At 67.1% G+C, this 13734-nt stretch carries 11 protein-coding genes; 7 read left to right on the top strand and 4 right to left on the bottom strand.

The genetic code is table 11. The features are described 5' to 3' along the window. Nucleotides 1-2: 2 nt before the first annotated feature. Both mgtE and ACN0RC_RS04655 read right to left on the bottom strand, forming a co-directional pair. Nucleotides 3-1358, bottom strand: coding sequence for a magnesium transporter (mgtE, locus tag ACN0RC_RS04660; RefSeq protein WP_417509275.1), 1356 nt, complete (start codon nucleotides 1356-1358; stop codon nucleotides 3-5). 207 nt (nucleotides 1359-1565) lie between these two features. Further along, nucleotides 1566-2009, bottom strand: coding sequence for a hypothetical protein (locus ACN0RC_RS04655; protein WP_417509273.1), 444 nt, complete (start codon nucleotides 2007-2009; stop codon nucleotides 1566-1568). Between the two features lie 116 nt (nucleotides 2010-2125). Between ACN0RC_RS04655 and ACN0RC_RS04650 the strand changes: the two genes are divergently transcribed. Genes ACN0RC_RS04650 through ACN0RC_RS04640 form a run of 3 tightly spaced genes read left to right on the top strand, consistent with a single transcriptional unit; the run spans nucleotide 2126 to nucleotide 5563 of the window. Then, nucleotides 2126-3307: a glycosyltransferase gene (locus tag ACN0RC_RS04650; RefSeq protein ID WP_417509272.1), complete on the top strand. Its 1182-nt coding sequence runs from the start codon at nucleotides 2126-2128 to the stop codon at nucleotides 3305-3307. Nucleotides 3308-3318: 11 nt separating this feature from the next. Next, complete coding sequence (locus ACN0RC_RS04645; protein WP_417509270.1) at nucleotides 3319-4527, top strand: glycosyltransferase family 4 protein; 1209 nt, start codon at nucleotides 3319-3321, stop codon at nucleotides 4525-4527. A 19-nt stretch (nucleotides 4528-4546) separates the two neighbouring features. Then, nucleotides 4547-5563 carry an AI-2E family transporter gene (locus tag ACN0RC_RS04640; RefSeq protein WP_417509268.1) on the top strand — a complete coding sequence of 339 codons (1017 nt, stop codon included), beginning with the start codon at nucleotides 4547-4549 and terminating at the stop codon, nucleotides 5561-5563. 26 nt (nucleotides 5564-5589) lie between these two features. Here the strand turns inward: ACN0RC_RS04640 and ACN0RC_RS04635 are convergent, their stop codons facing one another. Further along, on the bottom strand, nucleotides 5590-6282 hold the full coding sequence (locus tag ACN0RC_RS04635) for an NRDE family protein (protein WP_417509266.1): 693 nt from the start codon (nucleotides 6280-6282) through the stop codon (nucleotides 5590-5592). Nucleotides 6283-6312: 30 nt separating this feature from the next. Here ACN0RC_RS04635 and coaBC point away from each other — a divergent pair, with 30 nt between their 5' ends. After that, nucleotides 6313-7515, top strand: coding sequence for a bifunctional phosphopantothenoylcysteine decarboxylase/phosphopantothenate--cysteine ligase CoaBC (coaBC, locus tag ACN0RC_RS04630; protein WP_417509264.1), 1203 nt, complete (start codon nucleotides 6313-6315; stop codon nucleotides 7513-7515). Here coaBC and ACN0RC_RS04625 read toward each other — a convergent pair. Then, nucleotides 7506-8168 (bottom strand): hypothetical protein, encoded by a 663-nt coding sequence (locus ACN0RC_RS04625; RefSeq protein ID WP_417509262.1) that lies wholly within the window; start codon nucleotides 8166-8168, stop codon nucleotides 7506-7508. The genes coaBC and ACN0RC_RS04625 overlap by 10 nt on opposite strands. Nucleotides 8169-8316: 148 nt before the next feature. Here ACN0RC_RS04625 and ACN0RC_RS04620 point away from each other — a divergent pair, with 148 nt between their 5' ends. The 3 genes from ACN0RC_RS04620 (at nucleotide 8317) to pntB (ending at nucleotide 13729) form a co-directional block, all read left to right on the top strand. Continuing rightward, nucleotides 8317-10458 (top strand): ATP-dependent Clp protease ATP-binding subunit, encoded by a 2142-nt coding sequence (locus ACN0RC_RS04620; RefSeq protein ID WP_417509260.1) that lies wholly within the window; start codon nucleotides 8317-8319, stop codon nucleotides 10456-10458. 290 nt (nucleotides 10459-10748) lie between these two features. After that, a complete protein-coding gene (locus ACN0RC_RS04615; protein WP_417509258.1) occupies nucleotides 10749-12320 on the top strand; it encodes a Re/Si-specific NAD(P)(+) transhydrogenase subunit alpha in 1572 nt (523 codons plus the stop codon). Between the two features lie 65 nt (nucleotides 12321-12385). Next, nucleotides 12386-13729 (top strand): Re/Si-specific NAD(P)(+) transhydrogenase subunit beta, encoded by a 1344-nt coding sequence (gene pntB / locus ACN0RC_RS04610; protein WP_417509647.1) that lies wholly within the window; start codon nucleotides 12386-12388, stop codon nucleotides 13727-13729. Nucleotides 13730-13734 lie beyond the last annotated feature (5 nt).

Here is a 13734-nt window from a genome sequence, read left to right as displayed (position 1 = left end):
GCTCAGATCCCCAGGATCGCCTTGGCGACGAGGAAGTAGATGACAAGGCCAGTGGCGTCGACGAACGTCGTGATGAATGGGTTGGAGAACACGGCGGGATCGACCTTGATCATTCGCGCGACAATCGGCATGATCCCCCCGATGGTCGCAGCCACCGTGCAGATGGCGAGCAGCGTGCATCCGATCACGAGTCCGATGTGCCAGTCGAAGACCACCCAGGTGATGACGAATCCCAGAAGCCCCAGCAGCACACCGAGCGATACGCCCACGCGCAGCTCGCGCGAGAGCACTTTGAGCAGATCGCGCGGGCGCACTTCGCCCAGCGCGAGTGCACGGGTGACCGTCGTCGCTGCCTGGTTTCCGGTGTTCCCTCCGGTGCCGATCAGCAGCGGCACGAACAGGGCCAGCACCGTCATCTGCGCCAGCGTCGCCTCGAACACCGACAGGACCTGGACGGTGAGTGTGGCGCCGATCGCGAGCACGAACAGCCACACGATGCGCGAGCGCACGAGCTTGCGCACCGGGGTCGAGAGGTAGGGGCGGCCGAGCGGTTCGACACCACCCTGGCGGGCGGCATCCTCGCTCTCTTCACGCTTGAGGATGCGCGCCGCGTCGTCGATCGTGAAGATGCCGACCAGGCGTTCCTCGCTGTCGACGACGGGGACGGCGAGCAGCCCGAGGTCGGTGCATTCCCGTGCCGCGGTTTCGGCATCGGCGTCGGCGACGACCGTGTGGGCGTCGTTCATGAGTGCATCGATGGTGTCTGCGTCATCGGCGGTGAGCAGGTCGCGCAGGCTGACGACCCCGATGACCGTCCGCGCGGCATCGGTCACCGGCAGCGTGTAGATGGTCTCAGCCTCGTCGATGCGCGAGCGGAGCCTGGTCATGGTCTCGGCCACCGTGAGCTGCGGGTGGGTGGCGATGTACTCGGGGCTCATGCGGCGGCCGATCGAGTCCTGGGGATATCCGAGGACCGCTGCGGTGAGTTCGCGCTCACGGGCCGGGAGCCCCCGCAGCAGCTGCGGGGCGACAGAGGCCGGAAGCTCATCGAGCAGCCACACCCGGTCATCCGGGTCCATCTCGGCGAAGAGCGTCGCCACCTCGGCATCCTGAAGTCCGCGCACGAGCTCACCCTGCAGCTCGGGTTCGAGAGCCTCGAAGACCTCGAGCGCGCGCTGCTTGGGGAGCAGCCGATAGACGATCGCGCACTGTCGCGGGCTCAACCGATCGAGAACCCGCACGATCTGGTGATCGGGCATCGGAACGAGCGCCGCGGATGCTGCGGCGAGATCGCGCTGCGACAGCTTCAGCTCGATCGTGTCGATCAGCCCGGTGTCGGATGCGGGAGTGCGCTCCATGGCGAGCTCCTTCCGGGGCGGCGTGTGGTCAATCTAACCCATTGAGGGCGGGATCAGGGAGGATTCAGGCAGGGTCGAGGCGCAGCAGATCCGGCGATTCGCCGCCGGTCAGATCGTCAGAGATCCGGATGCCGCGGGCCAGGTCATCGAGCGCAGGGATGAGTGTGCCGAATCGTTCGCGGTCGCGGCTGAGCGCTTGGAGGGTGATCAGGTGCGTACCGGTGTCCCAGGTGTAGGTGGCGAAGGGGGCGGCCTCGGGCGTGGGGGCGTGATCATCACGAGTTTCTCGCCAGCACCGAGTGCGCTCGTGAACGTCTCGGTGTCGTCGTACTCGATGGGGCGATTGGCGCGCGCGATCCGCAGCGGCGGGGTGAGCTCCTGCACGGTGGCAAGGGCCGCCACGAGGTCGGGCTCGGCCTTCCAGGTCCAGGCGAGCACACGGCCTTCGAAGCGGCGCATGAGCAGGGGAGCGGCCTGGCTCATCGCCCAGGCGCCCATCCGGGAGCCTTCCTTCTCGCCGCGGCCGAGCATCTGATTGGCCTGGCCCAGCAGCATCCGCAGTGCCGCCTTGCGGTGGCGGCGCCCCTTCCAGCCGAGCGAATCGGTGACGGGGATCCAGAGGCTCTGATCGGCGGAGGCGGTGATGCGCATGCCTTCACGCTACCCGCGGCGCACGCGGCGGGGGAGCGGAGATCGTGCAGGGCGCTCGGGTAAAGTGGCGTGCGCCCACACCCGGGCTCTCCGCGTATCCCTAAGGTTGCCACTTCGTGACTTCACCTGACGCTCCGCTGAAGATCCTCATCGGCTGCGACACCTTCTCCCCTGACATCAACGGGGCCGCACGATTCGCTGAGCGCCTCGCCGCAGGACTGGTGCAGCGCGGTCACGATGTGCACGTCGTCGCCCCGAACCGCAAGTACCGTCGCGCGGCTCCCGCCACCGAGGTCATCGAGGGCGAACCGATGACGCTGCACCGGCTGCCGTCCGTGCGCTGGGCGCCGCATGACTGGCTTCGATTCGTCTGGCCGTGGCGCGCGAAGCACTACGCGCGCAAGGTGATCGACCGGGTGCAGCCCGATGTCGTGCACATCCAGTCGCACATCGTGATCGGCCGCGGTCTGTCGCGGATCGCCGCAGAGCGCGGCATCCCGATCATCGCTACCAACCACGTGATGGCCGAGAACATCCTCGATCACACCACGATGCCGAAGTTCATCGACGACATCGTGCTGAAGTTCGCTTGGAATGACGCCAAGCGCACGTTCGATCTCACCCGCGCCATCACCACCCCAACCCGTCGCGCGGCGGACTTCCTCGAACGCACGGTCGAAGTGCAGAACGTGATCCCCGTCAGCTGCGGCATTGATCGCACGCAGTACGACCCGGTGATCGCACCGCGCGAGAAGAACCGGATCGTCTTCGTCGGCCGCCTGACGGCTGAGAAGCAGGTCGAGGTGATCCTCGAGGCGATGACGAAGCTCGACCCTGCACTGGATGTGACCTTCGACATCGTCGGCGGCGGCGACCAGCGCAAGAGCCTCGAGCGGCTCGCGAGCGAGCTCGGCATCGCTGATCGCGTCACCTTCCATGGGCGCACCACCGACGAAGAGCTGCGCGCGATCCTCTCGCGCGCGAGCCTGTTCGTGATCGCCTCGATCGCAGAGCTGCAGTCCATCGCCACGATGGAGGCGATGGCGTCGGCCCTACCGATCGTCGCTGCGGATGCTGTCGCGCTCCCGCATCTCGTCCACGACGGCGAGAACGGGTACCTGTTCGAGCCCGGCGACGTCACCGAGCTGGCAGCCCGCCTGACCGATGTGCTCACGGCCGACCCCGCAGAGTACGAGCGGATGCAGCGCGCGTCCCTCGACGGTGTCGCCGTCCACGACATCAACCGCACCCTCGACACCTTCGAGGCGCTGTACCGCGACCAGCCGCTCCCGGAGTGACGGAGCGCGCCATGCACATCGTCTTCTTCGGCGATCAGCACCTTGCATCGCTCGGCGGCGCGCAGGTGTCGATGCGGCTGCAGAAGCAGTACCTGGAGCGCGCCGGTCACACCGTGACGGTGGTCGCTCCGAAGATGCACAGCGCCAGGATCTTCGGGTGGCCGAACCCCTTCGACCTGCCCTCGATCCCGATCACGCTCGATCGCGAATACTCGATGTCGTGGCCTGGCCAGCGCACCGACCGGTTCCTCGACCGTGCCTTCGCGACGCAGCCACCGGTGGATATCGTGCACGTGCAGGCCGACTTCTGGGGTGCGTTCATCGGTCACCGCTTCGCTCATCGCCACGGCATCCCGGTCGTCCACACGATGCACAACCGGGTCGACGTCGGAATGGCAGCCGTCACCCCGCTGCATCGCCCTGCCCTCGCCGTGCTCAACATGTGGCGGCGCAGTGCGATGCGCGGCATCGGGCAGACCGTTGCCGGCAGTGACGGATGGGCGTTCCTGCGCGGGCTCGCGCAGGGGGCGAGCGCTGTCACCGCGCCGTCGGGGCACTTCGCCCGCAGGCTCGAGCAGAACAGCGTGTTCGATCGGGTGGACGTGGTGTGGAACGGCATCGACGACGAGCTGCTCGCGCCGATTCTCGCCACGCGCCATGAGCGCGAGCCGGGGCGTCCGCGCTTCGTCTGGCTCGGACGCATGAGTCCCGAGAAACGACTGCTGCCCTTCCTCGAGGCGGTCGTCGCCTCTCAGGTGGATGCGGACGTCGAGGTCATCGGAGGCGGAGGACAGCTGCGCGCCGCGCAGAAGATCGCGCGCGGGCACAGCGGCATCCGCTTTGCCGGACGCCTGCCGTACGCCGAAACGCTCGCGCGGATCGCCGAGTCCGACGCCGTCGTGCAGACCTCCATCGGATTCGAGACGCAGGGCATGACCCCGTTCGAGGCGGCAGCGCTCGGGACGCCGACGATCGTCAGCGACCCCGATATCGCCGATGAGCTGCGCGGTGGTCTGTGGACGGTTCCGGATGCTTCGGTGCCTGCCCTTGCCGATACGCTCACGCGCGCCGCATCCGACATCAGAGCCGGCGAGGCGCCGTCTCCGCTCGCCGAGGTCGGCGAGGAGTTCCGGCAGTCGTCGCGCACCGCGGCGATGATCGAGATCTACGAACGGGTGCTCGCTGACCGCCACGGTGCGGCCGATACGCTGACCACATGACCAGCTCTTCGCCCGCGAGGTGGTGGGTCCGATCGCACTGGCGATCGTCATCGTTGTCATCTGCGAACCGGTGCGGATGCCGCTGATGCGGCGCGGCCTGCCGTCATGGCTCGGATCCATGATCGTGATCCTTCTCGCCTACGTGATCCTCCTCGCGATGGGGGCGCTGCTCTGGTTCGCCGGCAACCAGTTCACACGCCTGGTCATGGATCTCGCCGCGGACGGCGGAGTCACCCGTCAGCTCGATCTGTTCGTCAGCTGGCTTACCGACCTCGGCCTCGGTCAGGAGGCGTCGGATGCGGTCACGTCACTGCTGGCGCCGGCGAGCCTGCTGAAGATGGTGCAGAGCATCGGCGGGACCGTGCTGGCCGTCGCGACCGCACTCTTCTTCGTGTTCGCGTACATCATCTTCATGGCTGTCGATGCGGCACGCTACCGGCACGCACCCGCTGTCTTCGGCGCCACGCGCAGCCACGTCATCGGGCGGATCTCGTTCCTCAACCGCGGCATCCGTCGGTATTACATCGTCAACGCGAGCTTCGGCGCGATCGTGGCGATCATCGATGGCCTCGCACTGTGGTGGATGGGCGTGCCCGCTCCCGTCGTCTGGGCGATCCTCGCCTTTGTGACGAACTTCATTCCGAACATCGGTTTCATCCTCGGGCTGGTGCCCCCGGCTGTGCTCGCGTTCGCGATCGGCGGGTGGCCGCTGCTGCTGGGTGTGATCGCGGTGTACAGCGTCGTCAACGTCGTACTGCAGGTGCTCGTGCAGCCGAAGTTCGTCAGCGACGCGGTGGACCTCAGCCTGACGCTGAGCTTCTTCTCGGTGATCTTCTGGACGTTCGTGATCGGACCTCTCGGCGCGATCCTCTCGATCCCGCTGACGCTGCTGAGTCGGGCGCTCATCCTCGAGGGCAACCCGGATGCGCTGTGGCTGCGCTGGGTGAGCGGCGACCGCACGGCGGTGCCGCCCCCGCCTGAACCCGAGCTCGTGCTCGTGCGTCGTCGTCGTCGCCGGTGGATCTGGCAGCGCTGACCGGAGTCGCCTGAGGCCCGGCGCGCTCAGCCCCAATGGCCCGGGGCGCTCAGGTTCGACTCGTCGATCGTGACGCCGTGGTGGCCGATATCGGCCACGCAGTAAAGCAGGGACTGCGTCGGATACCCGTGCGGACGGTTGTCGCGGATGATCGCGGCGTCATCGGTCGGGTCGAGCTCTGCGGATGCCGCAAGCAGATCCACCCACGACTGCTCCCAGTCGTCCGTCCGCGCGGGACGGGCCTGGAACTCCGGCAGCCAGCGTGCGATGCGCGCGGTGGCGGGGTCGTCCAGACCATCGTGCGCGATCATGTGCACGCCGTGCGGCACAGGAGTCTCGGTGAGGGTCTCGCCGTCCCAGGACAGCACGCGCGCAGCATCCGGGGTGACCTCGAGAAGGTTGAAGCCGTGCATGGCGAGCGGCGCTTCGGGTGACCGCCCTGCCACGGACTCGAGTGCGAGCGTTCCGCGAGTGCGCACCTGATCTTCGGGAAGGTCGAGCACGTCCGCGCGGTTGAGCAGCACAGCGAGCCGGTGAGCCTCGGTGTCGACGGCGAGCCAGGCGCCGCCCGCGCGGCGATCACGGATGCCGGACACTGCGGGGTACTGCTGCGGCCACCACGGGCCCAGCGAGTCCCACGCGCGGTCTGGATCCTCATCTCGGACAGCGAGGAGTCTCGAACCGCCAGGTTCTGCGACATCGATGACGACGGTGCACACGCGGCCAGCTTAGCCAGGCAGAATCAAGGCATGAACATCGTCGTGGGAGTCACAGGCGGCATCGCCGCGTACAAGACGGTGCAGCTCGTGCGGCTGCTCATCAAGGGCGGACACGACGTCACGGTCATCCCCACCGCAGACGCGCTGCGGTTTGTCGGCACTCCGACCTGGGAGGCGATCAGTCGCAATACGGTCACCACCAGCGTGCACGACGATGTCGCCCGTGTGCGCCACGTCGCGCTCGGCCAGGCCGCCGACCTCGTGGTCATCGCCCCGGCCACTGCCAACACCATCGCGAAGATGACCGCGGGCCTTGCCGAGGACCTGCTCGGAACCACCCTTCTCGCCACTACCGCTCCGGTCGCGATCGCGCCGGCGATGCACACCGAGATGTGGCGGCATCCGGCCACGCAGGCGAATATCGCCACCCTCCGCGAACGCGGAGTGCGCATTCTCGGCCCCGCAGACGGCGAACTCACCGGCGGAGATTCAGGGCCGGGTCGGATGCTGGAGCCTGAAGAGATCCACACCGCAGCCCTTGCCCTGCTCGCCCCGCAGGATCTCGCAGGCCGCACGGTCGTGATCTCCGCCGGCGGCACCCGCGAACCCATCGACCCGGTGCGCTTCCTCGGCAATCGCTCCAGCGGTCGGCAGGGTGCCGCGCTCGCCGCAGAAGCGGCCGCTCGCGGCGCGCAGGTCACCCTCGTCGCCGCGAACGTCGCCGCCGACGTGCTGGCCGCGGCGAAGCATCCGCTCGTCGACATCCGCGCCGTGGGAACTGCCGCAGAGCTGGGTAAGGCGATGGCGGATGCCGCGGCATCCGCCGACATCATCGTGATGGCGGCTGCGGTCGCCGACTACCGGCCGGCCGCCTCGGCGGATCAGAAGCTGACCAAGGAGGATGGCGTCCTCGACCGGATCGACCTGGTCCTGAACGAGGACATCGTCGCGGGGCTTGCGGCCTCTCGCCGTGAGGGGCAGAAGATCGTCGCCTTCGCCGCCGAGACACTGACGGACGCTGACGAGCGCCGCGCGCGTGCCGCGCGCAAGCGTGAACGCAAAGGCGTCGACCTGCTCGTCGTCAACCTCGCCGACGCCGAGCACGGATTCGAGAAGCCCGACAATGCGGTCGAGGTTCTCGGAGCAGGCGGGGCGGTCGTGGCATCTGCGGAGGGGTCGAAGCGCGAGGTCGCCGGTGCGATCTGGGATGCCGTGGCCGCCGATCAGGGCTGAAGCGCGGTCGCGCGGTGCGCGGTCGCGCGGTGTCTGGTGACCGCGCCGAGTGTGGCCTCGATCGAATCCACCGCGGACTGGATCGACGCATCCGCCGATGCGATCGCGGCGCGCATCGCTTCTTGAGCGGGGGAGCTGGTCGGGGCTTTCTCGGCCTCGAGCACGGCATCCCGCGCCTCGTCGAGCAGAAGGGCGAGTTCGGCGATGTGGTCCATGAGCTCCTGCACGTCGGCGCTGGCGGCGAGGAAGCCTGCCCAGCGTGCCAGGGCGTGAGTGATGGCGCGGCGCTCGTTGTGGATCGCGACGAGCACGGAGTCGTGATCTCCGGCGTCCTTGATGGACCGAGCCACGATCTGTCCGCGGCTGAACTCGCTGCGCTCCTCATCGCTGAGTGCATGCAGCAGATCAGTGAGAGCGAGGTGGGTGACGGGGAGCCAGCGCTTGTGCGCAGAGCGCGCCATCCACTGCTCGAAGAAGAGGGCGGTGAGCAAGAAGGTGAGCAGCCCCGCGGCGATGCCGGCGAGGATCACGGCCTGCTGCCAGAGTTGCGTGGTCATATCGATCCACAGGGCGGCGGCGAACAGGACCGCGATCGCGACCAGGCCGAATACCTGCAGAGCTCTGCGTCGTCTGCGCGACTGCTGATTCGACATGATGCCCCTTTTCTCTTGGCCACACCAGCTCTCTTGGCCACACCATAGCCAAGATTCGGATGCGCGGCCTCTTGCTCCCAGACGCCAGCCTTGATAAACTTGAGTCAAGATCACTCAACTTTGCGAGGAGTCCTTCAGGAGGAAGCAGATGACCACGCCCGCCCAAGATGAACAGCAGTCCGCGCTCGAGCAGTTCGGCATCAACCTGACCGACCGCGCTCGCCAGGGCAAGCTCGATCCCGTGATCGGGCGCGACAGCGAGATCCGGCGCGTCAGCCAGGTGCTCACTCGCCGCACGAAGAACAACCCCGTGCTCATCGGCGAGCCGGGCGTCGGCAAGACCGCCGTCGTCGAGGGGCTCGCGCAGCGGATCGTCGCCGGCGATGTCGCCGAATCCCTCAAGGACAAAGACCTCATCACGCTCGACATCTCTGCTCTGGTCGCCGGCGCCATGTACCGCGGCCAGTTCGAAGAGCGCCTGAAGCAGGTCCTCAAAGAGATCACCGAGTCCGACGGGCAGATCATCACGTTCATCGACGAACTGCACACGCTCATGGGGGCGGGCGGCGGAGAGGGTTCTGTTGCGGCATCCAACATGCTCAAGCCCATGCTCGCCCGCGGCGAGCTGCGGCTGATCGGCGCGACCACGCTGAACGAGTACCGCGAGTTCATCGAGAAAGACGCGGCTCTTGAGCGCCGCTTCCAGCAGGTGTACGTCGGCGAGCCGACGGTCGAAGACAGCATCGCGATCCTTCGTGGTCTCAAGGGCCGCTACGAGGCGCACCACGGAGTCACGATCGCCGACAGTGCGCTCGTCGCGGCGGCTGCGCTGTCGAACCGGTACCTGCCGAGTCGTCAGCTGCCCGACAAAGCCATCGACCTGATGGATGAAGCCATGTCGCGCCTGAAGATGGAGATCGATTCGTCTCCGGTCGAGATTGATCAGCTGAAGCGCCAGGTCGATCGGATGAAGCTCGAAGAGCTCGCGCTCAAGCGCGAGAAGGATGCCGCCTCGAAGGAGCGCCTGGCCGCACTGCGCGAGCAGCTGGTCGAGCTGGAGCGCGAACTCGCGGGGCTCGAAGAGCGCTGGGATCGTGAGCGCCAGGGGCTGAATCGCGTGGGCGAGCTCAAGAAGCAGCTCGACGACGCGATCACGCAGCGTGACCTCGCGATGCGCAACGCCGACTACACGAAGGCGTCCAAGCTCGAGTACGAGACGATCAAGCGCCTGGAGCGCGAGATCGCCGAGGCGGAGCAGGCCGAGGCCGCATCAGCTGGCGAAGACCGCATGGTCAATGAGCAGGTCACCGCTGAAGACATCGCCGCGGTCATCGCCGCGTGGACGGGCATCCCCGTCGGCCGACTGCTGCAGGGCGAGAGCGAGAAACTGCTGCACCTCGAGAGCGAGCTCGGCAAGCGTCTGATCGGGCAGAAAGAGGCTGTCGGTGCCGTGTCCGACGCCGTGCGGCGCTCGCGCGCGGGCATCAGCGACCCCGGTCGCCCGACCGGATCGTTTTTGTTCCTCGGGCCCACCGGTGTCGGAAAGACCGAGTTGGCGAAGGCTCTCGCGGAGTTCCTCTTCGATGATGAGCACGCGATGGTGCGCATCGACATGTCGGAGTACGGCGAGAAGCACTCTGTGTCGCGGCTCGTCGGCGCCCCTCCGGGGTACGTCGGCTACGAGCAGGGTGGTCAGCTCACCGAGGCCGTGCGGCGTAGGCCGTACAGCGTCGTGCTGCTCGATGAGGTCGAGAAGGCGCACCCCGAGGTCTTCGATGTGCTGCTGCAAGTGCTCGACGACGGACGGCTCACCGACGGGCAGGGTCGCACTGTCGACTTCTCCAACGTGATCCTCATCCTCACCTCGAACATCGGCTCGCCGATCCTGATCGATCCGGTGATGTCGATCGACGACAAGCGGGATGCCGTGATGGCACTGGTGCGGCAGTCGTTCCGGCCCGAGTTCCTGAACCGCTTGGATGACATCGTGATGTTCCAGGCTCTCAGCGAAGACGACCTCGCACAGATCGTCGAGCTCACCGTCGACCAGCTGCAGCAGCGGCTGCGCGACCGCAGGCTCACGCTCGCGGTCACTCCCGACGCCAGGTCGTGGCTGGCCGAGCGCGGATACGACCCGGTGTACGGTGCGCGTCCGCTGCGCAGGCTCATCACCACCGAAGTGCAGAACAAGCTCGCCACCGCGCTGCTCTCGGGCGGCGTGCGTGACGGCGACACCGTCAGGGTGGATCTTGCGGCCGACGGTTCAGGGCTGGTGCTGACCTCGGCGTGATCCGTCGGGCGGTCTCGCCCGCGACACACGTCAGTCCGGATCGCACTTGCATGCCCGGATCAGCCATTTCAGGCTGACGGGCGTGATCCGGACTGACAGGCGTCCTGCCAGTCCGGCGCCGCGCCGCCGGCTGGGCGTCATCGTCTTCGCACTACGTCAAGAATCGAGCTTCTTTCGTGAGGATCGACCGAGATATTCGCTTGTGCTTCGGCCTGCCGTCGATAGAGTCTCGTCTCATGTGTGTCGTGATGGGCCATCGGGTCCATGCTGACGGGGGACGGGAGTTGTGAATGATGCGAATCGGCATCGTGCGAGAACAGGTCGGTGAGACGCGGGTCGCCGCGACACCGCAGACGGTCGGCGCTCTGCGCAAGATCGGCTACGACGTCGTGGTCGAGGCGGGTGCGGGCGCAGCATCCGCTTATCCGGATGCCGCGTACGCGGCATCCGGTGCCGAGATCGTCAGCGCCGATGAGGCGTGGGCGTCGCCGATCCTGCTGAAGGTGAACGCACCGACGGATGCCGAGATCGCTCGCATCATCGATGGCGCGACGCTGATCGCGCAGCTGAGCCCCAACCTGCGTCCCGAGTTGCGCCAGGCGCTCGCCACGCGGCGCATCACCGCGCTCGCACTCGACGCCGTGCCGCGCATCTCGCGCGCGCAGTCGATGGACGTGCTCAGCTCCATGTCGAACATCTCCGGCTACCGCGCGGTCGTCGAGGCCGCCAACGAGTTCGGCCGCTTCTTCACCGGTCAGGTCACCGCCGCCGGAAAGGTGCCGCCGGCGAAGGTGCTCGTCGCCGGTGCCGGTGTCGCGGGCCTCGCGGCCATCGGCGCAGCATCCAGCCTCGGCGCCATCGTGCGCGCGACCGACCCGCGTCCTGAGGTCGCCGACCAGGTGAAGTCCATCGGCGGCACCTACCTCGAAGTGATCGTTCCCGAAGAGCAGAAGGAGGTCTCGTCCGACGGCTATGCCAAGGCGACGAGCGAGGCGTACGATCGGCGCGCCGCCGAGCTCTACTCTGAGCAGGCCGCCGACGTCGACATCATCATCACCACTGCGCTCATCCCCGGCCGCGCAGCTCCGATCCTGATCACCGCGGCAGATGTGGCGAGCATGAAGCCGGGCAGCGTCATCGTCGATATGGCAGCAGCCCTCGGCGGCAACGTCGAAGGATCGGTCGCCGGCGAGCGAGTCGTGACCGAGAACGGCGTGATCCTCCTCGGATACACCGACCTCGCAGGGCGCCTCCCCACCCAGGCCTCGCAGCTGTACGGCACGAACCTCGTGAACCTGCTGAAGCTGCTGACTCCTGACAAGGACGGCCAGCTCGTCATCGACTTCGACGACGTCGTGCAGCGGGCCGTGACGGTTGTGCGCGACGGCGAAGAGACCTGGCCACCACCGCCGGTGCAGGTATCGGCCGCGCCGGTCGCGAAGGCCGCTTCTTCGATCGCTGACCCTTCGACAGGCTCAGGGGTCGAAATGTCGAAGAAGAAGGGCCTGTCGGCTGGGGCGAAGGCCGGGCTGATCGCCGCCGGCATCGCCGCGCTCTTCCTCGTCAACGCGTTCGCCCCTGCGCCGCTGCCGCAGCACTTCACCGTGCTGATGCTCTCGGTCGTGATCGGCTTCTACGTCATCGGCAAGGTGTCGCATGCGCTGCACACCCCGCTCATGAGCGTCACCAACGCCATCTCGGGCATCATCATCGTCGGCGCGATCGTGCAGATCGCGACCCCGAACATCGTGGTGCAGATCCTGTCTGCGGTCGCCGTGCTCGTGGCATCCATCAACATCTTCGGAGGCTTCGCGGTCACGAGGCGAATGCTGAAGATGTTCTCGAAGGGAGCCGGCAAGTGAGCGCGCTCGAGATCGCCGCATCCGTCGCGGGCGCCGCGTACATCGTCGCCGCCCTGCTGTTCATCATGAGCCTCGCCGGCCTCAGCCGCCACGAGTCCTCGCGCTCTGGTGTCGCGTACGGCATGGTCGGCATGGCCATCGCTCTGGTCGCCACGATCTGGGTCACGTTCCAGGGCGCCTGGGGTCAGCCGCAGGCCGTCATCGGTCTCGTGATGCTGCTGGTCGCGATGCTCGTCGGCGCCGTCATCGGACTCTGGCGCGCTCGCAGCGTCGAGATGACCGGGATGCCGGAACTCATCGCGCTGCTGCACAGCTTCGTGGGTCTCGCCGCTGTGCTCGTCGGCTGGAACGGACACCTGCACAGCCCGGGACTCACCGGTGCGCTCGCCGACATCCACCATGCAGAGGTCTTCATCGGCATCTTCATCGGTGGCGTGACTTTCACCGGTTCCATCGTCGCGTTCCTGAAGCTGTCGGGACGTATGTCGTCGAAGCCGCTCATGCTGCCCGGCAAGAACGTGCTGAACCTCGGTGCGATCGTCGTGTTCATCGGGCTGACGGTCTGGTACGTCATCACCCCCTCTCTCGTGCTGCTGATCGTGGTGACCGTGCTGGCGCTCGCGCTCGGCTGGCACCTGGTCGCCTCGATCGGCGGCGGCGACATGCCCGTGGTCGTCTCGATGCTCAACAGCTACTCGGGATGGGCCGCGGCCGCGGCCGGCTTCCTGCTGAACAACGACCTGCTGATCGTGACCGGTGCGCTGGTCGGATCCTCGGGTGCGTACCTGTCGTACATCATGTGCAAGGCGATGAACCGGTCGTTCATCTCGGTGATCGCCGGTGGTTTCGGCATTGCCGCGGCCGCCTCGGATGACGTCGATCACGGCGAGCACCGCGAGATCGATGCCGAGACCGTCGCCGATATGCTGACGAACGCCTCGAGCGTCGTGATCACGCCGGGCTATGGCATGGCCGTCGCGCAGGCGCAGTACCCGGTCGCCGAGCTCACGCAGAAGCTGCGCGATCGCGGAGTGGATGTGCGCTTCGGCATCCATCCGGTGGCAGGTCGCCTTCCCGGACACATGAACGTGCTGCTGGCTGAGGCGAAGGTGCCGTACGACATCGTGCTCGAGATGGATGAGATCAACGACGATCTGGCGTCGACGTCCGTCGTGCTCGTGATCGGCGCGAACGACACCGTGAACCCCGCCGCCGCCGAGGATCCGTCGAGCCCCATCGCCGGGATGCCGGTACTGCGGGTGTGGGAAGCGGAGAACGTCATCGTGTTCAAGCGCTCCATGGCAGCGGGGTATGCGGGCGTGCAGAACCCGCTGTTCTTCCGCGAGAATGCGCAGATGCTGTTCGGCGACGCCAAGGAGCGCGTCGATGACATCCTGCGAGCGCTGTAGCCCGA

The organism is Microbacterium sp., from assembly GCF_048259935.1.
Classification (GTDB): domain Bacteria; phylum Actinomycetota; class Actinomycetes; order Actinomycetales; family Microbacteriaceae; genus Microbacterium.
The sequence above is the reverse complement of the archived record's forward strand: the minus strand, read 5'-3'. Positions and strand labels throughout refer to the sequence as shown.